Annotated in this window: 21 protein-coding genes and 1 tRNA gene; 7 read left to right on the top strand and 15 right to left on the bottom strand. The window is 56.6% G+C overall.

Going from position 1 to position 23055, the window contains the following annotated elements; translation table 11 throughout:
- Positions 1-48: 48 nt before the first annotated feature.
- Positions 49-201 (bottom strand): hypothetical protein, encoded by a 153-nt coding sequence (locus tag FGU71_RS14055; RefSeq protein WP_185960192.1) that lies wholly within the window; start codon positions 199-201, stop codon positions 49-51.
- A 208-nt stretch (positions 202-409) separates the two neighbouring features.
- Positions 410-745, bottom strand: coding sequence for a BufA1 family periplasmic bufferin-type metallophore (locus tag FGU71_RS04185; protein ID WP_142787391.1), 336 nt, complete (start codon positions 743-745; stop codon positions 410-412).
- 229 nt (positions 746-974) lie between these two features.
- Here FGU71_RS04185 and argB point away from each other — a divergent pair, with 229 nt between their 5' ends.
- From argB to FGU71_RS04155, 6 genes are all read left to right on the top strand, one after another.
- The gene (argB, locus tag FGU71_RS04180) at positions 975-1883 is read left to right on the top strand and encodes an acetylglutamate kinase (RefSeq protein ID WP_142787390.1); all 909 of its coding nucleotides are present in this window, start codon (positions 975-977) and stop codon (positions 1881-1883) included.
- A 127-nt stretch (positions 1884-2010) separates the two neighbouring features.
- Positions 2011-2283, top strand: a complete 273-nt coding sequence (locus FGU71_RS04175) for a YggT family protein (RefSeq protein WP_142788974.1) — start codon at positions 2011-2013, stop codon at positions 2281-2283.
- A gap of 30 nt (positions 2284-2313) precedes the next feature.
- Entirely contained in the window at positions 2314-3207 is an 894-nt protein-coding gene (gene folD / locus FGU71_RS04170) for a bifunctional methylenetetrahydrofolate dehydrogenase/methenyltetrahydrofolate cyclohydrolase FolD (protein WP_142787389.1), read from the top strand.
- The gene (locus FGU71_RS04165; RefSeq protein ID WP_142787388.1) at positions 3204-3854 is read left to right on the top strand and encodes a hypothetical protein; all 651 of its coding nucleotides are present in this window, start codon (positions 3204-3206) and stop codon (positions 3852-3854) included. Before folD ends, FGU71_RS04165 begins: the two co-directional genes overlap by 4 nt.
- A 45-nt stretch (positions 3855-3899) precedes the next feature.
- The gene (locus FGU71_RS04160) at positions 3900-4664 is read left to right on the top strand and encodes a hypothetical protein (RefSeq protein ID WP_142787387.1); all 765 of its coding nucleotides are present in this window, start codon (positions 3900-3902) and stop codon (positions 4662-4664) included.
- A 50-nt stretch (positions 4665-4714) separates the two neighbouring features.
- A complete protein-coding gene (locus FGU71_RS04155; protein ID WP_142787386.1) occupies positions 4715-5341 on the top strand; it encodes a MarC family protein in 627 nt (208 codons plus the stop codon).
- 20 nt (positions 5342-5361) lie between these two features.
- On the opposite strand, the gene FGU71_RS04150 is transcribed toward FGU71_RS04155, so the two are convergent.
- Together FGU71_RS04150 and FGU71_RS04145 are read right to left on the bottom strand one after the other, a co-directional pair.
- A complete protein-coding gene (locus tag FGU71_RS04150) occupies positions 5362-5973 on the bottom strand; it encodes an LON peptidase substrate-binding domain-containing protein (protein ID WP_142787385.1) in 612 nt (203 codons plus the stop codon).
- 5 nt (positions 5974-5978) lie between these two features.
- The gene (locus FGU71_RS04145) at positions 5979-6917 is read right to left on the bottom strand and encodes a tetratricopeptide repeat protein (RefSeq protein ID WP_142788973.1); all 939 of its coding nucleotides are present in this window, start codon (positions 6915-6917) and stop codon (positions 5979-5981) included.
- A gap of 237 nt (positions 6918-7154) precedes the next feature.
- Between FGU71_RS04145 and FGU71_RS04140 the strand changes: the two genes are divergently transcribed.
- A tRNA-Gly gene (locus FGU71_RS04140) sits at positions 7155-7229 on the top strand.
- Between the two features lie 94 nt (positions 7230-7323).
- Here FGU71_RS04140 and FGU71_RS04135 read toward each other — a convergent pair.
- The 11 genes from FGU71_RS04135 to FGU71_RS04085 all read right to left on the bottom strand — a co-directional run bounded on the left by FGU71_RS04135 (position 7324) and on the right by FGU71_RS04085 (position 22922).
- A complete protein-coding gene (locus FGU71_RS04135; protein ID WP_142787384.1) occupies positions 7324-10458 on the bottom strand; it encodes an HsdR family type I site-specific deoxyribonuclease in 3135 nt (1044 codons plus the stop codon).
- Positions 10451-11647: an ATP-binding protein gene (locus tag FGU71_RS04130; RefSeq protein ID WP_142787383.1), complete on the bottom strand. Its 1197-nt coding sequence runs from the start codon at positions 11645-11647 to the stop codon at positions 10451-10453. The genes FGU71_RS04135 and FGU71_RS04130 overlap by 8 nt, the downstream gene beginning before the upstream one ends.
- Complete coding sequence (locus FGU71_RS04125) at positions 11644-12876, bottom strand: restriction endonuclease subunit S (protein WP_142787382.1); 1233 nt, start codon at positions 12874-12876, stop codon at positions 11644-11646. Before FGU71_RS04125 ends, FGU71_RS04130 begins: the two co-directional genes overlap by 4 nt.
- Complete coding sequence (locus FGU71_RS04120; protein ID WP_142787381.1) at positions 12873-14417, bottom strand: type I restriction-modification system subunit M; 1545 nt, start codon at positions 14415-14417, stop codon at positions 12873-12875. Before FGU71_RS04120 ends, FGU71_RS04125 begins: the two co-directional genes overlap by 4 nt.
- A 184-nt stretch (positions 14418-14601) precedes the next feature.
- Positions 14602-17367 carry a MobF family relaxase gene (gene mobF, locus FGU71_RS04115; RefSeq protein WP_142787380.1) on the bottom strand — a complete coding sequence of 922 codons (2766 nt, stop codon included), beginning with the start codon at positions 17365-17367 and terminating at the stop codon, positions 14602-14604.
- Positions 17367-19202: a type IV secretion system DNA-binding domain-containing protein gene (locus tag FGU71_RS04110; protein WP_142787379.1), complete on the bottom strand. Its 1836-nt coding sequence runs from the start codon at positions 19200-19202 to the stop codon at positions 17367-17369. Before FGU71_RS04110 ends, mobF begins: the two co-directional genes overlap by 1 nt.
- Complete coding sequence (locus FGU71_RS04105) at positions 19199-19570, bottom strand: hypothetical protein (RefSeq protein ID WP_142787378.1); 372 nt, start codon at positions 19568-19570, stop codon at positions 19199-19201. The genes FGU71_RS04110 and FGU71_RS04105 overlap by 4 nt, the downstream gene beginning before the upstream one ends.
- Before the next feature lie 207 nt (positions 19571-19777).
- Positions 19778-20305, bottom strand: a complete 528-nt coding sequence (locus tag FGU71_RS04100) for a hypothetical protein (RefSeq protein ID WP_142787377.1) — start codon at positions 20303-20305, stop codon at positions 19778-19780.
- 51 nt (positions 20306-20356) lie between these two features.
- On the bottom strand, positions 20357-20530 hold the full coding sequence (locus FGU71_RS04095; protein ID WP_142787376.1) for a helix-turn-helix domain-containing protein: 174 nt from the start codon (positions 20528-20530) through the stop codon (positions 20357-20359).
- Between the two features lie 188 nt (positions 20531-20718).
- The gene (locus tag FGU71_RS04090; protein ID WP_185960191.1) at positions 20719-21648 is read right to left on the bottom strand and encodes a hypothetical protein; all 930 of its coding nucleotides are present in this window, start codon (positions 21646-21648) and stop codon (positions 20719-20721) included.
- An 80-nt stretch (positions 21649-21728) separates the two neighbouring features.
- A complete protein-coding gene (locus FGU71_RS04085; protein WP_185960190.1) occupies positions 21729-22922 on the bottom strand; it encodes a tyrosine-type recombinase/integrase in 1194 nt (397 codons plus the stop codon).
- Positions 22923-23055 lie beyond the last annotated feature (133 nt).

The following is a 23055-nucleotide window of genomic DNA, read 5'->3' as shown; positions in this document are numbered from 1 at the left end:
TAGCCCCTGAATGTATCAGGGCGCGGTTCATTGCCAAGTCTTTGCGGTCTATTTGCGCGGTTCCTTGCGGCGGTCGTCTCCGCTCCGGCGGTCGCGCTGGCGGCGTTCCTCTGCATCAATGGAGAGCTGCTTTTCTCGGCGGTCGCGAACCCGGCGGTCTGAACCGCTTGCGCCTTTGCCTTTGGTTTCATCACTATCCATGCGGTATTCTCCCTATTCTGGGCAGCGAACACGCAGCCGGTGATGGCAAATTCGGCAAACATGCTCGGCTTCTGCAAAAGACAATATCACAAACACTGCCGCTCGCCCATATCTGGCGTTTGCCGCGCATAATCAAAAGGGCCGCGCGGATTGCACCGCGCGGCCCTTGGTCTTGCACAGCAATTGCCGTGCGAAACGGATAGATTATTTAGGCTTCGATAGGCTCAAGCGAACCGGTGCCATTTGGTGTTGCGATCTCAAGGCATGTGCCCGCATCGACATAAGTCCATGCGTTGCCCTGATAATCGACGACGCTGGTTCCGGCGCAGCTGGTGCCCGGACCGGCGGCGCAATCATTTTCGCCGGCTTTCGAAACGCCGTAGCATTTCTCTTTTTCACCAGCATCATCGGCTACGGCCACTTCTTCGACTTCGCCGGCGGCTGCATCGGTTTCTGCCGGTGCATCAGCGCCGCCAGAACATGCGGCGGCAAGGCCGGCTGCGGCGGCAAGGGCGAAAGAGCCTTTAAGGCGTGATGTGTTCATAATTGTCCTCCAATCCAAGTTTTTCGTCGGCACAGTTTGCGCCGTCACCGATCGGTTCGTAGTGAACCAACATTTGGTTACAGTGCCAAGTGATTAATTCTAAAAGGTGGTGTTTCCGCGATAGCCGAACTGAAATTCCAGCATCTGTTTTGCAGTGTCCCGCCAAAGCCGCTAAGCGGCGCGTTCCGGTCAGGCTGCGCAGTGCTGCGCGCGAACAAGGATTGCCGCGATGACAGATATTGCTGATCAACTGAGCGAGGCCGAAGGGCTGTCGAAAGTCGAAGTGTTAATCGAGGCCTTGCCCTATTTTCAACGCTATGCCGGGCGGACTTTTGTTGTGAAATATGGCGGCCATGCGATGGGCGAACCGCAGGCTGCGCGTGATTTTGCCGAGGATATCGTGCTGCTTAAGGCGGTGGGTATCAATCCGGTCGTCGTGCATGGTGGTGGTCCGCAGATCGGGGACATGCTGGCGCGCCTCGGCGTTGAAAGCACTTTTGTCGATGGATTGCGCGTCACAGACGAGGCAACCGCCAAGATTGCCGAAATGGTCCTGTCTGGCGGGATCAATAAAGAGCTTGTCGGCTGGCTGTCCAATGCCGGGGGCAAGGCGCTTGGCCTGTCGGGCAAAGATGGCGGATTGGTCACTGCGCGCAAGGTGGAACGCACCACGCGCGATCCCGAAAGTCTGATCGAAAGCGTGGTTGATCTGGGTTTTGTGGGAGAGCCCGCTTTTGTCGATACCAGCGTGATCGACACCGCTGTGGCCGCCGGCATGATCCCTGTCATCGCGCCGATTGCGGGCGGAGAAGACGGTGCAACCTACAATATCAACGCCGATACTATGGCAGGCGCAATCGCCGCGGCTTTGGGGGCAGCGCGTTTGTTCCTGCTGACCGATGTGGCAGGCGTGCTGGACGGGCAGGGGACATTGCTGCCCGAACTGAATCCGGCGGATATCGCCAAATTGAGTGCGGACGGAGTCATCAAAGGCGGGATGGTGCCGAAACTGGAAACCTGCGTTTCGGCTGTCGAATCCGGTTGTGAAGCGGCCGTCGTGCTGGATGGCCGTGTGCCGCACGCTATGCTGCTTGAATTCTTTACAGCGCGCGGGGCCGGAACACTGGTCCGCGCCTGATAACCGGCCTATATCGGCCAGGAACGAAATGCTGGCATAAGGCGTATTAGTCGGGTAACACGCCAGCAACGTGACAACATTCGCGCGCATTACGGCACGCGCGCTGAACAAAGGTAATTATAAGACCATGGACCTCCTTATCGAAGTCACCGGCATCCTGATCAATGCATTCGTGATGCTGATTATCATCCAGTTCGTGATCGGCCTGCTGTTTGCGTTTAATGTGGTGAATCCGTCCAACCAGTTTTTGATGCAGGTGTATCAGTCCATCAATTCACTGCTTGAACCGATCCTGCGCCCCATCCGCAATCTGCTGCCAAAAACCGGCGCGATCGACTTTTCTCCGCTGGTGCTGATCATCGGGGCGCAAATCCTGATGGCTGTTTTGACCAGCCTCTAAGACACCATTTCACAGGGTATTGACCGCACCATGACCGCCACACGGATCGACGGAAAAGCATTCGCTGCGCGCCTGCGCGAGCGGGTGGGTGATTACGCCGCCACTTTCGAGAATGCCGCCGGACGCAAAGCGGGTCTTGCCGTGGTCCTGGTGGGTGAAGATGCTGCCAGCCAAGTGTATGTCGGCGCCAAAGGAAAAGCCACGCTTGCTGCCAATATGGCAAGTTTTGAGCACCGCCTGCCAATCGACACCACTTCGGAAACGCTGATGGATCTGGTTGAACAGCTCAACAAAGATGAAGCTGTCGATGGGATACTGGTTCAGCTGCCACTGCCCGATCATCTTGACGAACAGAGCATAATCGCCGCGATCAGCCCGGATAAAGACGTCGATGGGTTCCACGTGATCAATGCCGGCCGTTTGAGCGTCGGGCAGAGCGGATTTGTGCCGTGCACCCCGCTTGGCTGCATGATGCTTTTGACGGACCGTTTGGGCGACCTTTCCGGTCTTGAAGCGGTGGTTGTCGGGCGCTCCAACATCGTTGGCAAGCCGATGGCTCAGCTGTTGCTGGATGCCAATGCTACGGTAACGATAGCACATAGCCGCACGAAAGACCTCGCCAGTGTTGTCCGCCGCGCCGACATCGTCGTTGCTGCGGTTGGTCGGCCTGAAATGATCCGCAAGGATTGGCTCAAAGATGGTGCCACTGTGATTGATGTCGGTATCAATCGCCTGCCTCCCGAACCGGGCAAGGAAAAAGGCAAGCTGGTTGGAGATGTCGCCTATGATGAAGCGAGTGAAGTTGCCGCCGCGATTACGCCAGTCCCTGGCGGCGTGGGTCCGATGACCATCGCCGTCTTGCTCCGCAACACATTGGTCGCTGCGTATCGCAATGCGGGCTTAGACGCCCCGAAAGACTTGTGAAGGCGCTGGCAGGCCTTGCTCTGGCCGGTTTGCTGGCTGGCTGTGCGGGTCCCGCAGGCACCGGTTCGATCCGGCCGGGAATGCCGGTTATCGCCGCTGATATCGCGCAAAACCGTCTTGCGCAGGATGAAGGCGTACTGACGGCCCTACGCCAGACCGCTTCGCCCGGTGCAATCGTGTTTGCTCCGGGGCCGGTCGATGCTCAAAAATGGCTGGGCGAACAATCCGGTTTCCCCGAAAGCGCGTGGCAGGGCCACCTGGTTGCGGTGTCATGCGATGGTTCACTGGGCGCAGTCACAGGCGCGATCCAATGGGATGGACAGCCCGGCTATTACACAACGATCTGGCGCTATGAACAAGGCGAGGACGAAGGCCGAAATGTCTGGCGCTGGATTGTTTCGCATGGGGATGGGCTGGACCGGGCGCGGCCCGCACCGCAATTGCCGCTTACTCAGGCCGCATCATGTGAAAATCTGCCCGCTCTATCCGGCCCAACGGCGCAATCGGGGCGATCCGCTGATGGATCGCTGCGCTACAACTGGGCATATACGCCTGAGCAGGGCCGGGTGCTGACCATTGATATCTGGGATGGAACCGAATTCCGCACTGTGATCGAAGACAAAGTGCCATCCGGTCAGCCTGAGTAAATCCGGCGCTGTACATTTGCGGCGGGCAATCAAACGGGAGAATCCATGAAGACTGCCACGCTTGCCCTATTCACCGGTGCTTTCGCTTTGACCCTTTCGGCCTGTTCCGGGCCGCGTGAAAAGGCCTTTCAACAAACCATTTCGCGCGCTTTGAAGAGCGCACCTGGCGCAGCGCAGCCCAGCACCATCGTCAAAACCGAACTCGCCTATGCACGGGCCGCCAAAGAACGCGGGCAATACACCGCGGGGCTTGATTTTGCGGGCAGCGGGGCCCGATTGCATGGCCGCAACGGACCGGTCGATGCGGTCGAATTCTTCAGCGCGCTGAGTGACCCCGACACGGCCATCGATTGGAAGCCGCGCATTGTTGTCATGAGCTGTGATGGCGCGCTGGCGCTCAGCACGGGCCGGTTCACCGATCAGGAGGGCTTTGTCGGCAATTATGTCACCACGTGGGTGCGGCAGAACGATGGCGAATATAAATGGGTCTATGATGTGGCTGGGCGCGATGATCCGCAGCCGCCACCGCGCCGACAATTCGAAGATGGCGATATCGTCGTCACTTCGATTGATGCTGTGCAAGGGCTTGTCGCAACATGCCCGCGCGGAGACGATGGCATCCCCCCGCCTCCGGCGCTTTCTATAAGCGGCGAAGCGCCGGGCGCTGCGCAACTTTCACGCGATAGCACCCTGCGATGGCGCTGGGAGCATCAGGCAGACGGCACAAAATTCGTTTCGGCGGAATACTATTACAACGGCGCTTGGGTCACTGCGTTCGAAGAAAGCCTTGCGTCCCCTAACGAAGAGTGATGTGGCCACGGCGACTTTCCTGATCCTGTTTTTCTGTTAGACGCCGGCCTATGGTATTCACCGAACTCTTCGTATCCGCATTTATCACTCTGTTCGTGGTGATCGACCCGCCCGGCTGTGCGCCGATCTATGCCGGATTGACCAAGGGGGCGACCAATGCGCAGGCCCGCAACATGGCGCTGCGCGCCACGTTTATCGCCGCAATCATTCTTACGGTCTTTGCGTTTTTCGGCGAAGATTTGCTGAACGCTCTGCATATCAATCTCGACAGTTTCCGTATTGCTGGCGGGTTGATGCTGTTCTTTATCGCGTTCGAAATGGTGTTTGAAAAACGCACTCAGCGCCGAACGGAACGCGCGGAAAAGGTTACCGCATCCGAAGTCGAGGATGTTTCGGTCTTTCCGATGGCGATGCCGATGTTAGCGGGGCCGGGCGCAATTGCTGCGATCATGCTGTTGATGAACGAGGCAAACGGTGTCGAGCAAACGATCGAAGTCTTCCTCGCGCTGGGTCTGGTGTTGGTTATGACTGCGGCTGCTCTTGTCGCCGCTGGTCCGTTGATCCGGTTGCTGGGCGACAAAGTCGAAGCGGTTATCACTCGCTTGCTAGGCGTGCTGCTTGCGGCGCTGGCAACGCAATACGTGATTGACGGGCTGCGCGGCAGCTTTGTCGCCTGACATTTTGCCCGGTGACGCGATCACTGAAGCGTCATAATCTCTTCATTGCCATCGCCGCGGCCGAAAAACTGCATCAACTGAACAAGCAATTCGCACCGTGCAGAGAGATTGTCCGCTTCCAGCAATGCCTGTTTTGACGCCGGATCGAACGGAGCGATTTGCGAGACACCATTGATCAGCGATTGATCATCGAGCCGTTCGACCGAATCCCAATCAACCGAATAGCCTTGCCGATCTGCGAATTTACGCGCTTCAACCTCGAACCCGCCACGCTGGGCATAGCTTAAAGTTTCATCTTCATCGTCTTCGATCAAATCTGCCTCGACCTGCCGAAATGCAGTCGCCACGTCGAGCTCGCGGATCAGTTTGAACCGGCTTTTGCCTTCCAGAATGAGGTTGTAACGCCCATCTTCCATGGCTTCGATTTCGCCGATCTGTCCCACACATCCAACAGTAAACAGCGGAGCGCCATCAATTGGCTTCTGCGGTTGAATAAGCGCGATTTTGCGGTCGCGAACCAACGCATCACCCACGAGGGAGCGATAGCGCGGCTCAAAGATATGCAGCGGCAATTGTAGCCCTGGAAACAGGACGGCACCGGGCAGAGGAAAGATCGAAAGGCGTTGGGGCAATGCGGTTATCCGAACAGGATTTTTGAAAGGCGGCGGCGAGTTGAGACGACCCAGTCATCTTCCAGCCCGACAGCTTCGAAAATCTGGAGCAGTTTGGCGCGTGCTGCGCCTTCATTCCATTCGCGGTCTTCGCCCACCATGCCGAGCAATATGTCCGCTGCGGCATCGCGTTCGTTCGCTGCGAAAGCTGCCTCAGCATAGGCGAGTTTGGCGTCCATGCCCGCGCCATCGGCGGTCGCTGAAGCCTTGAGCGCGGCGAGTTCGCCCTCATCCACTTGCGTACTGGCCAGCTCCAATGCGCTGGAGGCCGCGATGATCGCTGGATCATCTTTCACTTTATCATAGACGGGGCTGGATTTGATGGCGTCCATCATCTGGCTCGCTTCATCGGCTTGACCCATGGCGATTTGTGCCCGGATCATCCCCGCGATTGCGCCGGGATTTTCGTTGTCGAACTGAATCACTTGCGCGAAAATTCCAAAAGCGCGCTCGGCATCGCCGCCGGACAGCGCCTCTTCACCGACTTGGATATGCTGCGCGACTTCTTCGGCAGATGGACCTTGAGGTGCATCGCTGCCACCGGAACCGGCCTGGATCGGCAATTGCGAAAGCAGCTGGTCCAGAACTTTCTTTAACTCCGATTCGCTGCGCGCATTTGTCAGGTCCGCGACAGGCTGCCCTTGGAACATGGCATAGACGGTCGGGATCGATTGGACCTGAAACTGGCTGGCGATGAATTTTTCTTCATCCACATCAAGCTTGGCAAGGATGACGCCTTTATCGGCATATTCCGCGGCGACTTTTTCCAGCATCGGCGCGAGCGCTTTGCATGGGCCGCACCATTCGGCCCAGAAATCCAGAATCACCAGTTTGGTTTGCGATGGCTCGACAACGTCTTTGCGGAAACGCTCGACGGCTTTTTGCTCTTCGATGTTCAGACCCATACTGGCCAAGGGAGGTACTCCTAATGTGCTTTTGTCTTTGTTCGGGTTCAATGTGGGGCTTTGTCGCCCGATTTGAAGCGCAGATTTGTATTGTCAGAACTGCTGACGGGGTGAGCGGCAACGATCAAGGCAAAATTGCGCGAATTTTTTAGCTTGCAGGTAACGCGGACCGCTGTTAATTGCCCGCCTCCTCAGCAGATAGGGTGGCTTTCCACCGAATCTGTTTGGCGCCAGTGAGCGGGCGTAGCTCAGGGGTAGAGCACAACCTTGCCAAGGTTGGGGTCGGGCGTTCGAATCGCCTCGCCCGCTCCATTATTTCAATGACTTACGGACAGTCATTGATTTTTCCATGAAAAAAACATGAAAAACAGGATGTGGAGAAAATCCGCAAAACGCGCGTTGCGGGTCAGATTTGTCCGCCCACGCCCTTAAACTTCGCAACGAAATCCGACACCCGTTTGAACACGTCGCCCTTCTTGGTCAGATATGCCGGATTGAGCGGACTCATCTTGGGCAAGATGCTGTTGAGTTCGTCACCGTTTTCGGTCGCAAACTCCCTCTTTATGGAGTTCGTAACATAGCGACGCGCGGCTTCGGGGTGCAGGCTCTCGGCAGCAACAAGCTCTTCGAACTCCCGGCGTTGTTCTTCCTGAGCGAACGCAAAGAATGCTTCGATCACGCCTTCCTTGCCGTCCACCTCATCGAAGTTGGTCCGGTTGATGAAATCGACGATCAAGCTTTCCTTCGCTCGATTGCCCAAGCTGGCCCGAATGAGACGGCGAGCCTCTTCGATCAGGTCATCCTTGTCCTTCACGTTCCGATTTTTCTCGAAAATGAGTTCAAGAATGTAATCGAGGTTGATCTCCTGAGATTTCAGAAGGTCCACCTCAAAGACCACATCATCCCAATCGATAGAGGAATCTTCGGCTTCCTTCCCGTCCTTCTCACGCCTCAGCCAATCGCGAATATCGTTATAGGTGGACTTGTAATCCTGAATTTTGCGTTCGGCTGGCAACGACACTGAGGCCAATTCTGGAATGTCTGCATCATCCAAATGGTGGGCAACCTTGAACGCCTCCAACGCTGCTTCGTCGGTCCGGTCGACATCTTGGAAAGCCCTCAGGGCAACAAACTCGTCAAAGTTTTGAAGGATGTTTTCCGCTCGCAGATATTCGCCAAAGAGCTTTGCGAAATCCTTCTTGTCCGCCTCTGTGATGATTTCACTAGGATCAGGAAAGCGCTGTTCCAACTCAGCCAAGATGGTCTTGAAGCCTCGATTGGCAGCCCCGGACACAATGTCCGAGAAGCCTTCCATGTATTCCTTGTAGCTCTTTTCCAGCACCACGCTTTTCGTGTTGCTTTCACCGAACAGGGTTATGGCATCAATGGTCGCCTGCTCAAGATCACGGAAAGCAACGATGTTGCCAAAGGTCTTCGTCGCATCGAAAATTCGATTGGTCCGGGAATAGGCCTGTATCAAGCCATGATATCGCAGGTTCTTGTCGACGAAGAGCGTATTGAGCGAGGGCGCATCGAAGCCGGTGAGGAACATGCCGACCACAATCAGCAGGTCGACTTCCTTCGATTTCACCCGATTGGCTAGGTCCCGATAGTAGTTCTGAAATCCGTTGCCGTCCGTGCTGAAGCTAGTGCCGAACAGCCGGTTGTAATCCTTGATGGCGGCGTCAAGGTCCTCCTTGCCGCTGCTATCCATTGCCGAGACATCGAAACTCTCATCACGAATATCGCCAATGGCATTTTGCTCCTCATTGGCGGCGAATGAAAAAATGGTCGCGATCTTGAGCGGCTTGTCGCTACCGCCCTGGAGCTTGTTCAAGCTCTCGTAGTACAACTTTGCCGCGTCCACGCTGCTGACCGCAAACATCGCATTGAAGCCGCCACCGCCGAGATGCTTGCGATGAGTTTTCTGGCGATAATTCTTCAAGATGTACTGCGAGACTTCCTTGATGCGCTCAGGATGCAACAAGGCCCTCTTGTTCTCGGCGGCGCTGAGCTTGGCCTCATCCTGCTCGGTCTCAAAGTCCCGGAATTGCGGGCGCACATCGTTGTAATCGACCTTGAACTTCAGAACCTTCTCGTCTCGGATCGCATCGGTGATCACATAAGCGTGAAGCTCGCTGCCAAAGACGCTGGCAGTTGTCTCTGAGCCTCGCGAATTACCTTTTTGGATGATCTTCCCATCAACGATCTTATCAGGAAAAATGGGCGTCCCGGTGAAGCCGAACTGGTAGTAGCGTTTGAACTTCTTCTTGAGGTTCTTCTGCGCCTCTCCGAACTGGCTCCGGTGGCATTCGTCGAAGATGAAAACCACCTGCTCGCCATAGACGGGCAAGTCGCCTTCGCTTTTCATCAAATTGTTGAGCTTCTGGATCGTCGTGACCACGATCTTCTTGTCGGTCTTCACCAGATTGCGCTTCAGCGCAGCCGTATTCTCAGAGCCGTTCACGCTATCCGGCGAAAAGCGCTGGTATTCCTTCATCGTCTGATAATCGAGGTCTTTGCGGTCGACCACGAAGAACACCTTGTCGATGAAATCCAGCTCGGTCGCCAGCCGCGCCGCTTTGAAACTGGTCAGCGTCTTGCCTGATCCGGTAGTGTGCCAGATAAAGCCGCCACTTTCCGGCTTGCTCCAGTGCTTGGCGTTGTAGGAGCTTTTGATCTTCCAGAGGATGCGCTCAGTCGCTGCGATCTGGTAGGGCCGCATGACCAGCAGCGTCTCACTCACATCGAAGACGGAATAATGCAGCAGCACGTTCAGGAGCGTATGCTTTTGCAGGAAGGTCGCGGTGAAATCCTTCAGGTCTTTGATCAGCCCGTTATCCGCCTTCGCCCAGTTCATGGTGAAGTCAAAGCTGTGTTTGTCTCGCTTCGTGGTGTTGGCAAAATAGCGCGTATCGGTGCCGTTGGTGATCACGAATAGCTGGAGGAACTTGTATAGCGAGTTGTCGCTGTTGAAGCTCTCTTTGCTGTAGCGGTGAATCTGGTTGAAGGCCTCGCGAATGGCCACACCGCGCTTTTTCAGCTCGATTTGCGCCAAAGGCAGGCCATTGACGAGGATCGTCACATCATAGCGATTAGCGTGCGTCCCCGCCTGCTCAAACTGCTTGACGACTTGCAGCTTGTTGCGGGCAATGTTGCCTTTGTCGAACAGGTAGATGTTCTGGATGCGCCCATCATCGAAGACAAAATCATGGATGTAGTCGTCATGAATCTTGCGGGCCTTATCGGTGATCCCGTCGCTGGGGCTGTCCAGATAGGACAGCACAAAACGCGCCCACTCATCATCCGAGAAAGCAACGCTATTCAGGTCTTCTAATCGCACGCGGACATTGGCCAGCATGGCCTCTGGCGAGGTGAGATCGGGCAGGAACTCGTAACCCTGATTGCGCAGGTCTTGGATCAGCTCGCGCTCAAGCTCCGCTTCGCTCTGGTAATGGTCAGCAGCGGCCCAATCGCTGGTATACTTGTCCAGAACGATGAAGTTCTTCGATTCCGCTATCGGCTTTGTGACCTCAACCATCTTGCGCTTCCTGCTGCCAATAGCCGTAATTGTTGATCAGGTTGTCGAACAACAGTTTGACCGTCTGTTTTTCCGGCCCGGTTGGCTGGCGGACCTGCTCCCCTGACAGGGTAGAATGGCTGGAGAATTGCATCACCCTGTTCAAATAGCCCTGCTTGGCTCCGGGCGCATCCACATCTGGCACTGTATTCAGCAAATCTCCCCAATTCTGATAGCCTAGGAAGGCCGCTGTCTTCTCGTAGAGATTGCGCAGAAACATGAAATGGAAGCGCTCGATCTTGTTCTGCTCGATAGCTTCAGAAAGCACCCTGCGCAGATAGAGATGGTAGGAAAAGCTCCTGTTCGCATCACCATGCTTTATGTCGAGCTTGAATGTGCCGTCTTCCAGTAGCTCTAGCAGCCTACAGCCTTCCTTCTTGCCTCTCTGGCTCAGCTTCAGCTCATTGTGCAGCACATTGTAGAAAAGTGGGCTGTGCGTCGTGATAATGAACTTGAGGCCTTCGGGTGCGCGATTGATTAGCGCAGCAAGGTGCACGGCCAGTTCGATGAGGTGGTTTTCATCCAGCGAGGTGACGGGGTCGTCAATGAACACATACTGTAATTCATCATAGGCATCAGTGCCCCGCAGCGCGGGGTCAGGCTCTTGCAGTGCGTCAATCACGGTTTCAAGCAATGTGTAGAACACGCTCCAGATGAAATTGCTCTCTTCGCCCTTGGAAATCTTAAAATTGCCAAGGTCAGCGTCGTCACCACGTTCGAACGAAAAGGTGACATATGAAAATGGCGAGACATCGCGCCCACCGTCGTCATTGTACTCAGCTTCATGATGAAACTTGGGTGTCAGCTTATCGTTGATGTAGCGCTGAAAGTTCGCAATGATGTTCTGGTCTTGGCCCTGATCCACCAGAATCCAGTCGGTGAAGCTGTTCGGCTGGATTTTCAATTTGGGTTCGGCATCTGCCAGCAGGTCGTTATCCCAATAAAACAGGTCTTCGGTGAAGGCGTTGTAATAGAGGATTTTGTGCCGCGATGGCTGGGCCTCTTCGTCGTCTGCTGCCTTCGGAGCGACCAGTTCCTTGAGGGCGCGGGACAGGCGGGTTTTGCCCGTGCCGTTGAAGGCATAGATGAGCTGGACCTTCTTGTTCGTGTTGTGAAGCGCCTGCGCGATCTGTTCGAGGGTCTGGCTCATGCCTCAACCACCTCGGCTGGTTTGGGGAAGCTCAGGAGCAGGTCGCGGTAATATTCATATTGCTGTTGGCGCAGCTCGATTTCGCGGGGCAGGCCTTCGCTGAGCGAGGTGGTGAGCGTGTCGAACTTGTCGAGGATCGCAACGATGCGGGCTTGCTCGGCGAGCGACTTCTCTTGATCATTTGGGAACGGGACAGGCAATTTCACCTTCTTCATTCCATCAATCAAAAGCCTTTTGATCTTTCCTCTAGAAACAAACTGGCCTTTCTGGTCGTGGAAAGCGTTTGTTTGCATCGCATAGGCGATGAACTTGGGGTTCATCACGTGGCGAAAAGCATAGCTATCATCGTGGATTGCCACCTTTTCCTCTCCGAGCCATGCAACGGCCTTGCCGACATCTTCCACGGTCTCGCTGACACCAGCCATAATAACATCGTTTTTCTCTGCGAAGCGCAGTGAGTCAGCCATCTCGCTTCTTACCTTGGAAAGCGTTGAATGCGCGAACACACCGTAATGGGTATAGATTTCCCCGTAGTGGATCGCGCTAATTCCTTCATCACGGTAGTCTGCTTTGGTGAAACGCTTACCTCTGATGAACTCACCAATTTCGTCCATCGGCTTCCACTCAGCCTCGTCCTCATTGAAAGTCAGGAGTTGGTCGCGGTAGTGGTTGTATTGCTTTTTGCGCAGTTCAAGCTCGGCGGTCAGCTCGGCGGTCAGCTCGGTGAAGCTGTCCAAAATCCGCACGATTTCCCCCTGTATCGCCAGCGACTTCTCCGGCTCCTCCGGGCAGGGAATTGGGATCGTCTTGCCTGAGTAGTTGCTTATCCATTGCCGTTTGTGATCACCTTCAACAAGGTCGCTCGGAATGGTATTAAGCCAATGATAAATATACTTAATATGGTATTTTTCGTCGTCGCTCGATGTGATCATCTTCATGGCCGACGACTTCGCCTTGAAATCGAAATCCACCCACTTGTTGGCAGTTGTGAAGTCGTCAAAAATGATTGTCGGACTCTTTGAAGCTTCATAGATTCCGTTCGTCTCGTCGGTATATCCGAGCACGAATGTCTTCCCGGCTGTAAGGACCGGGGTGCTAAAGCGATCATCATAATTCTTGCTCTGGACAAGATACTTTGTCGGCTGTTCGTATGCTGTCACCGTCCCCAGCGGCATCCACTCAACCTCAGCGCCTTCCAGAAGCTTCTGAAGGAAACCGAGATCGCTCACTCCTCAATCTCCGCGACAATCGCATCAATGTCGCTGCGAAGTTTGCCGATTTTCTCAACCGTTGTCTTTAGGTCAGCGTTGAGCTGAGTGATGTCGACAACCTCGCGGGTGTCCTTCGGCTCCACGTATGCGCTGACCGAAAGGTTATAGTCTTTGCGAACGATGTCGTCCTGATCGACCGTCTCGGCGACGTGAGGCTTCGGCTCCTTGTTGTCGAAGATGCTCAAAATCTCTTTGACGTGCTCATCGCTCATCTCATTGGTGTTGGTCTTCTTGGCGAAGAACTCCTCGCCCGTGGCATCGATAAACTGCACCTTGGTGTCAGGCTTGTTCTTCGCCAGCACCAGAATATTGACCGCAATCGTGGTGCCGAAAAACAGATTGGGCGCGAGCGCGATCACGGTTTCGACGACATTGCTGTCGACCAGATATTTGCGGATTTTCTGCTCCGCCCCGCCCCGGTAGAAAATGCCCGGAAAGCAAACGATGGCCGCGCGCCCCTTGGCTGACAGGTAGTGCAGCGCGTGCAACACAAAGGCGAAGTCTGCCTTGGACTTGGGTGCAAGCACGCCTGCCGCAGCAAAGCGATCATCGTTGATCAGTGTCGGATCGTCTGACCCTGCCCACCTTACGGAATAGGGAGGGTTCGAAACGATGGCATCGAACGGCTTCTCATCGAGGAAATGAGGATTTTCCAGCGTATTGCCGTTCTGGATGTTGAACTTGTCATAGTTCACATTGTGCAAGAACATATTCATGCGGGCGAGGTTGTAGGTGGTGTAGTTGATCTCTTGCCCGAAAAACCCGTCTTCAATGATGTGATTGTCGAAGTGCTTCTTGGCCTGCAAAAGCAGGGAGCCAGAGCCAGCGGCTGGATCGTAAATCTTGTTGACGCTTTCCTGCCCATGCAGCGCCAGTTGCGCGATCAGCTTGGAAACGTGCTGCGGCGTAAAAAACTCCCCGCCCGATTTGCCCGCATTTGCCGCGTAGTTGGAGATCAGGAACTCGTAGGCATCGCCAAACAGGTCGCTGTGATTTTCCTCAAACTTCAGCGGCAGTCCCGCAACGCCTTTCAGCACCTTGGCCAGCCGGTCGTTCTTTTCCCTGACCGTGTTGCCCAGCCGGTTGCTGGTGGTGTCGAAATCCGAGAACAAGCCCTTGATGTCTTCCTCGGATGGATAGCCGCTTGCCGAACCTTCAATCGCCTTGAAGATAGCAGCCAGATCGGTGTTCAGGCTCTCATTGGTGTTGGCGCGGGCGGCGACATTGGCGAAGAGCTGGCTGGGATAGATAAAGTACCCCTTGGTCTTCACCGCATCGACCTTCACCGCGTCGGGAATGGCGCTGTCAGCCAATTTGGCGTATTTGACGCTGTCATCACCCGCTTCGATATAGCTGGTGAAGTTTTCACTGATGAAGCGGTAGAACAGCGCCCCCAGGACGAACTGCTTGAAATCCCAGCCGTCGACCGCGCCCCTGACCTCGTTGGCGATTGCCCAAATCTGCCGGTGCAATGCGTCGCGCTGTTGCTGGCTGGTCATTCTTTCTCCTCTTTCCGCCACCCCATGATCTGAGGAGCAAGCCTGTATCCGCGACACGTCGATTTCGCTATCGGGCAGTGCCGTTGATTGACCGAATTTTGCTGGCACGAAAAGATTGGAATGCCATCGGCCACCGGTTCCGTAGATGAGTTAGCCCGCGCAATGAATGTTCTCAATATATTACTCAGCCCATCCCGGCGCTGGCTGACTTCCCAGAGGATAGTGACGGCAAGGAAGCTTGTGCAGTCGCTGTTTGCACCAGTCCTGCCCGCTCGTTGATCGCCGATACCAGCTTGCTACGATCATCGGTGAAGATCGCGACCGTTTCCTTTGCCCGTGATACGCTGACATAGAAGGACTTCTGGTCGACCAGATTGATCGCCTTGCTGTCAGCATGGATCATGACGTGATCGGCGGTGCGACCTTGCGCGGCGAAAGTGGTATCGACGTAGGCATGGGCGATGTGCCGGTCGCGGGCGGAATCGAGATTCAGCGTTTCCGTCACCCCTCGTGCCGTCTGGATCGTGGCTGTGCGGGCCTGCTGGTCGACGCCAATAACCTCACCGCGCGCACCATTGATCCTGCCAGCCTCTCGGTCGTTACGGGAAAAGCGGATGGCGTCGCCGGTTTTCAGTTCCATCGATTGGGGTGCGAAAGCTTGGCTTTTACCCGCACCCCATTGCCGCAAGCGCCAATCCACCTCGCGCCCGTTCTCGGATTTGAGGGAAATGGCCGATTTGGCTGGATCGATGCTCTCCACACGATAGGCCTCGCCACGCTTTACGCCTTTGTCGGCGTAATCGCGAGTGAACCGCACAACATCGCCTTTGTCGTAGCTCAATGGATCACGAGCTTCAGCACGCGTCAGTCCTTTGTTGGCAAGGCTTTCCACGGTGACAGCAGGGCCAGTAAGCGCCCCCGATATTGTGAGCGCGTCCCGAATGTCTGCGGTCAGTGCATCACGCCCTTCGCGTGATGGCTCGATGACAAGCGTTCGGGCGCGGTTCGCCTTATCCTGCTTGGCGTATTGCGCGGCAATGGCGGCGAACCCTTCGGAACGGTCGGCATTCTCGACGATCTGGCCCCCACCCCGATCTAGAGCAGCAAGCACTTTGCGGGCGTCCCCTTCGATGGATGCCAGCACAGCGTCTTTCGCCGCCAAGTTCGTCTGCCGCACGATCTCGCCCAGCTTGGCGGTTTCCATGCCTGCGTCCTGCAACTGCGCGAAAGCCGCACCCGCCTCGACCGACCCTAACTGCTTCACGTCACCGACAAGCACGACACGGGCGTTCTGCCGTTCAGCCAGGTCGAACAGCCGGGCCGTATCGCGCGCCGACAACAAAGACGCTTCGTCCACAATCCACACAGCGGACTTACCTTGTTGGGGGCGTTCTGGCGATAGCAGGTGACGGGCGACGGTATCGCCGCGCGTGCCAAGCGCCTCGCCTAGCACCATCGCCGCCGATGCGGTGGGGGCCAAGGCCGTCACGGCCATACCGCGCGCCTCTGCCTCGTAGGCGAAAGTCGCCAAGACAGTCGTGGTCTTGGCCGTGCCTGCATATCCCTGCAAGGCGGTGACGCGGTTGTGACTGGTCAATAGCTGCTCGGTCGCGGTGCGCTGGTCGGCGTTCCAGCCAAAGCCCACGCGTTCGCTCTGCGCCGCTGCACTGGCAACCGCCTTTGCGGCGACAAGCGGGGATGCGATAGGGGACAAGGTGCCGCGTCCCTCCGCCTCGATCCGCAGCATCTTGGCTTCGGTTTCGAGATTGGCGCGGGTGGTGAACCCGGTAAATTCCGCGCCGCGTCGGTCGATATGTGTGCGGTCGATCAACTCACCCTGTTTGGTCGCAGCAGCAATGGCCTCACCGATCTGCGCGTAGCTGGCTTTGCCCAGCCCGATGCGCCCCGCTTCCTCGTGCAAGGCGGCGGCGGCAAAGACGGATTGCCGCTCGCCCAGCTTATCAGCGGCATGGGCAACGGCACGGCTTGCGGCGCTGTCTCCATGCATATCTATCGTGGCGCGGTGGTCCGGGCTGGCGGCCATGGCCTCCGCCTCCTTGACCATTGCAAGCCTTGCCTCTGGTCCGAACCCGGCTGCGTTGGCGGTATCGCGCCAGTCCGCCACAAGCGCCGCAGGATCGGCAGCAACTTTGGCCTGCCGGGTATCGAGCGCGGCAACCTGTTTTTCGGCGGCACTGGCCTCATCGCGGGACGTGCCGCGCTCACCAAGCGCGGCCTCGATCTCGGCGCTGCGGGTGCTAAACGCGGCAATCACTTCGGACGACACGCCCCTGATCTCGAACATCGAGTCCTTGCCCGTCTCGATCTCATAGCCCAGCTCGCGCACCTTCAACGCCAGCTCCTGCCGGTAGATCGCGCCAATCTGCTTTTGCAGTTGGTAGATCGCGCGCGGCTCAAGGCTGCGCCATGTGCCGTCCTCGCCCTTGGTGGCATTCAGAATAACATTGTGGGTGTGAAGCTGCGGATCTTGGGCGCGGCTGGTACCGTGCTGGAAACTGGCAACGACCAGATTGCCGGTGGCCTCGCGATTCACCGTCCCGCCGTCCCGGATGCGGGTGGCGGCCATATGCTGCTCGACATGGGCAAGCGCTGTTTTCACCGCTGCACTGTGGGCGGCGATCAATCGCCGGTCGCCCGCCACCTCGGCCATAATCGATACGGACTTGGGCGCGCTCAAGGTCACGTCCCATCCGGGGCGGTGTTCCAGCTTGCCGTCGCGAGTGGTGCCAAGCTGCTGGTCGGCAACCTTGCCGTCCAGCAAATCGCGGAACTGGTCGCGGTCAACATCGCCGGACAGCCCAAGCGCCTCCGCGCCCTTGCCCTGCCACTCCGATGGGGACTGGCCGCCATCGGCATAATATTCGCCTGCGGATTCATAGTAGCTGGCGGCCTGACCGGAACTGGTCAGCGCGGACACGGACGCAACCATCAGACCGGTCCCTCATTGCTGGAAGATGGTGTGGGCGGCGGTGATACCTTTGACGCGACGGTCGATGCCTGTTCCCAAAGGGTGGTCTTGGGATCGCCGGGAAGGAAACCGCGCTGACGCGCCGGACCGCGCCGCGCGACGTGATCGGCTGTCAGCCTGATCCGCGCCACCGGCAAGCCGTCCGGGAACAGCAAATAGCCCTCGAACTTCGGCAAGCGCAGTTCGCTTTCCAGAATGGCAGGACGCATCTTACGGATTTTGCCCAGCGTGGTCCGGGGCTTATCGTCACCTTCGGCAAGCGCATCGGTCATGGTCTGGATTTCAACCTCGCATTCGCCGATGGTCTGGCTGGCCCACGCGCGGGTTTCGGCGTCGATGGTTTGCAGGAACAGCTTGGTGTTGCAGCAACCCAGCATGGATTCGGCGATCTGCGGGCCATAGCGATGCCGCATCTGGCCTAGCGCCTGAAAAGTCAGCACAACCGCCGCGCCGAATTTGCGGCCTTCGGGCAGCAGACGCGCCAGATTGTCGACGCGGGGAAGATCGGCCAGCTCGTCGAGCACGAACCAAATGCGTCGGTCGGGTGATGGGGACAGGCCCAGCACGGCACTGGCCGCACATTCCAACCAGCAGGCCAGCAAGGGCTTCGACGCCTCGAAAAATTCCTCCTTGCGCGGCACGAAAATCCAAGGGCGGGCACCCTGTCGCTTATCCAGCCCATGAATGAAGTCCCGGAAGGCGAAGGGGGAACCGCCGCTGTCCTCTGAGCGCAGGAACTGGATTAGGTTTGCGGCCTTCGAAAGCATGAACAGCACGCTGCCTGTTGCCCGGTCGGCGTCATCGGCAAACGTCCGCGCCGACGAACTGCCTGCCAACCAAATTTTCAGGTCATCCTTGGTGCGATCCTGCAAGGCATTGAGCAGGTCAGGCAATGTGCATTTGCCCTCGCGCCACAAGGCCCGGATCATGTTGGCGACAAGGATGCGGCTGGTGTCCAGCCAAACGTCGCTGTCCTGCTGTCCGGTCTCGGTGATAAGCTGGTGCGCGATGCGGTCAGCATCGGCGGGGTGGGCGATTTCTGCGAACGGCGACCAGAATGCGCAGCGGGCATCAAATGGGTTGAGGATCACGTCGCCGCGTTCGGGGTTGTAATACTGCGCGATGAACTCGCCGGATGTATCATAAACCAGAGCCGCTTCGCCGCGCGCCTCGATCCCATCGAGCAACTGGCGCAAGGCTGTGGTCTTGCCGCTGCCAGTGGTGCCGATCATCGCCATGTGCCGGGTTTCCAACCGGTTCGGAATGGGAACCGTGCCAACGGCAAGCGCGCTAGCGTCGGCCTCCGCGCCGGTCAGATTGGCAAGCTGCTTCTCGGTCGTGACAAGGGTTCCCGCAATCACCCTGTCCTGCAAGGCGCGCTCGCGCCGCCGGGTCATCGCTCCACGCAGCAGGAACAGGCTCGCCAGCCATCCGGCAAAGCCAAGCGCACCACCCCACATGGTGTATGTGACGATGCTGGATGCCGGATCGGCATAATAGGGATACGCGACAACGGCGCGGGCTGGAACGGCATAGGCTTGACCGTCCACGGTGATCGTCATTGCCGGATCGACCACCGATTCTTGGGCAAACCACAGTTTCGCCTTGGCGATGGCATAGGTGCCTGCTGCCTTTATGGTCTGCTGGTCCAGCATCACATAGGGCGTGGCAATCGCCCCCAGGGCGATAGCTGCCAGCATGATGCCGGTCTGCCGCCTGAACCGTGCGAGCTGATTGTTGCGGTTGTGGCGGCGCAAGGCATCGGCATGGGCGCGCCGGTCGTGGGGCTGGCTCATTTGCGCCCCTCCTGCGAAAGCCGCCGCTGACGATCGTAGGCCGCGTTAATCTCAGCGGTGATGACCTCATCGCTTTTGCGCGTGGCTTGCGCCGCGCTGCGCGCAAAGCAGTAGGCGGCGCAGGCGGTGAACAAAGTCCGGTCCAGTAAACGCTCGACATCGACGATGCGCGTGCTGACCGATGCCAGTTCGGTGACGATTTCGCCTGTGTCGATGTCATTGCCCGCTCGCTGAACGAGCGCAGCAAGCCCTGCGTCCGTGACGCGTGCCAGCATCGCATATTCGCTCAATCCGTAGCTCTTCGCGAGGCCGGACAGAGCACGGTGCTGCGCCGGAGACAACCGGACGGTTTGAGCACGGGCGCTCATCGTGCCGTCTCCGGCGAGATGCTATTCGCCATCGCGGAAGATGGCTGAATCGCGCCGTTCCTAAGCGGCTGCAATTGATGAGATGCTATCAGCATCTCATCAAACCCGCAGAAAAGCTGGATGCACCCGTGCGTGGGGTGTGTCCCCATTATGTTGCTTCGGATCGAAGATCCGAAGCTCAGCGAGGTCAATATTGTCTTCGGCTGATCATCCACGGGCGGCCTCGCTTTCACGTGCTGACCGGCCTGCGGCAGTGACCATCTGACGAAGAGCAATATGGTCTTCGTGTTCTCTCGAACGCGGCTGTCTGCAAGGTGAAGTGCGGCCAGTTAGATTAGCTTCGCTAACCCAGCGAAAGACAGCTTCATCGATTGCTTTGCGGACTTTGTAATCCAGATCGCTTGCCTCGACCGGATCAAGGTTGACCCAACCCGCCCAGCCAACCGAAACCTGTGCCCCAATGGGAAAGGTTTCATCACCACATTCAAATCGCGGCCCCTCCACATAAAGCCGCACCTCCTCGCCCAAATGGATCGCGCTGATTGGGCGCTCGCCGATGAAGTGAAAGCGGACTGCATTCAGCAGAATCCACGCTTCGTTGTCGCCGCTTGCCATCCGCTCAATTAGGGGAGTCAAGTAGTAGGCTACCTGTCGGTCGATACGGAAATTGTAGTTCAGAAACCCGGATTTTTGGGGACGAGCAAATCTGTCCCGCAACTGCTGGATAAAAGACATGGTGAATTCCTTTTGAGAAAATTTTCTGCAATCTCGGCGCTTGGGTGCCGGTCAGCCCGCGGTTTCGTCGTTAATGAGGCGACGCAACGACGCAGTGGTCAGCAGTGTGCGTCTGCCCACCTTTATTGTTTCAATTTTACGCTGCTTGATGAGTGCGTAGACAGTCGTTCTTCCAAGGCCGAGCGCCTTGGCGGCTGCCGATACAGATACTGTAAGCTGTTCCATTTTGGTCTCCTATGGTTGCCGACTCGCGGCGGGAGACGCTTCAAGTTGCACACGTTCGCTGGTGTGCCGAACAGCAAACAAAAACACCTATAGATCAGGGAATTGTGATGTTCCGAAAATGAAATCGGTGCGTCCGAAAAACAACGCACACTGCAGCAGGAAAAAATTTTTGCCAAAGGTCCGGGGATTCAGGTGCTTGAAGTCAGAGCCTGAAAGACCTCAATGGCATACGGTTTGACCTGATCCCGCCTCGGCATATCACCGGATGCATCAACATGGGCTTCAAACCAAGTAAGCAGCCGATCTTCAATTTCCCGAAGGGCCCTATCGTTGTCATTCGGCAAAACTCGATTTTCGACTTCGCGAAATACGGATAGGGATGCTCTTGTATAATTGTACAGCGGATTGCGGCCAGGACCACCTTTGCGCCTAGGGCCGATTGCCTGCCTCAATGTCTCGGCGTCTTCATCTGACAAATAGAGCGGCCCGATCAACGGGAAAAATGAGGGGAAGGCGGAAACTTGCGACAGGTGGTGCTCATCGTCAGAAAAAAGAAGATAGCGGAGCTTTCCAGACGTCAAACGGCGATGAGTTGGCCTGTATCTCCCGGTAAGCCAAGATCGCCTGAACAACCGAGGTCCTCCCATCCTCTGAAGTTCTACGAACAGGGTCTCCGCAATCGGGTCAGTTTCGTGCGCGACAGGCAACGGGCTGCCACTGTATCCATCTTGATGCTGCCAATAGTGCCACGCCAACTGGACTACTACGGGCATGATAAGCATCAAAATGCCTGCCCCAAAGAGGAACGGGGAGCGTTCAAAATGCCCGGACAACATGAACCAGACTGCTACCAAGGCGATCAGCGAAACGCCGAAAGTCAGCTGGAACGCTATAGACTTCCATCGCAAAGGGCGGCGCATATTAACGTACGCTCTTTCGACTACAGCAGCCCTCGCCTCGGCGGCCTTGTACCTATCTTCATTGAAACAAGAGACGACGAAGTCACTTAGTGATACGTGAGTATCGGCTATGGTCGGGCTTTGATCTATAGACGCCGACTTGTTCGCAGTCCTCTTTAGCCTTCGTCCCATATCGCCGAGTTTCTGGAAAACACTCAATCTGTCAAGCATTTGAAAAATCGCCAGCGCTTACAAAAGCCGGTGAACGTCAATCGCAAAATTAGCCTTCAAGCTGCGTTCTATATCGCTATGCTCGCTAGAGCCTCTTCGGCATCATCGCGCACTAGATGCCCGTAGTGTTTCTCGATCATAGCAACGCTTGTGCCAGATAATTGCGCAACTGTGAGGATTGGCAAACCAGCGCGGATCAAGTCAGTCAGCACGCAATGCCGCAATGTGTAGGCCGAAACCGCACCGGGCAGGCCAGCCCCATTCACTGCTTCCTTAATCGGATACTTCCACGCATCCTTGTTCCATACGTCCCCGCTCGCGCGAGCAAATATGGGTGTGGCTGGGAGCTTGTCCTTCACTTGAGCCGCAAAGAAATCCGCAATCACCGGCGGAACCGTAATTTGGCGCGGGTTGCCGTTCTTGTCTTTACCAATGGTGAGCGTGCGGGTGCGCTTGTCGAAGTCGCGCGCTTTCAGTTCCGCCAACGCGCCCGGACGTAAGGGCAACATGCAGAGGCCTTGCACAAATGGGCGCGCATCATCGCGCACGGCATCAATCAGACGCTTGCGTTCTTCCTTGTCGAGATAAAGTTCGCGGCGCTTATCTGCCCCTTTGAAGGGGCGTAGGGCCTCTTGCCATGCTGCATCCGTGTTTGGTGCGCCGGGTTTCAGCACTTGGCCAAGCGCAGCGCGAAGAGGGACCATATCGCGGTTCACTGTAGATTTGGCCCGCTCTTTCCAAAGCTTCGCGCCTTTCTTGTTGCGTGTCACCAGTGCAGGCGCTTGCTCCAGCCGCTTACGCCAACTGCGAAGATGGTGTCGCCGTAACTTGTCCAGTTTCACCTTGGCGATTGGATCAGAATAGACGTGCCGTCTCAGAATCCCGTCTTGGATCGGGCAGGGCTTTTCCTTCGCGTAGGCCTCGCAGGCATCCTTTACCGTAACCATATCACTGGCACGCTCTCCGCCACTTTCGACCGTATCAGCCCAAAGTTCCGCATCTGCTTTTGCCTGTTTGAAAACGTCATGGCCTTCGAGCTTTCCATAGTCGCCAAGGGCTTTTCGGGAGTTGCGTTTCGTGTCCGCATTATAGACCCGTGCAAACCATGTGCCTCGTTTACCCTTCTTCGAAGGCCGAAAACCTACGTAACAACCTTGACGTAGGCGCTGCCAGTGGGGTTCGTCGCCGATGCGTGCCTTAAGCTTATCGCGCTCTGTTATTCGGCTGAGATCGGGCACTATGCGGTTAGCTCCAAAATCCATGAAAAAAACATGAAAAAAACATGAAAAACATTGGCGAACATGCTTGAACACCAGTAACTGTTTTTATTGGATTTATTTGTTCGCGTAAAGCCGTGAATGCCCGTTTGCCCACCCTTGCCAAGGTTGGGGTCGG

This window comes from Erythrobacter insulae (assembly GCF_007004095.1).
In the GTDB taxonomy this organism is placed as follows: domain Bacteria; phylum Pseudomonadota; class Alphaproteobacteria; order Sphingomonadales; family Sphingomonadaceae; genus Erythrobacter; species Erythrobacter insulae.
Note: the sequence above shows the minus strand (reverse complement) of the source record. Positions and strands in the feature narration are given on the sequence as shown.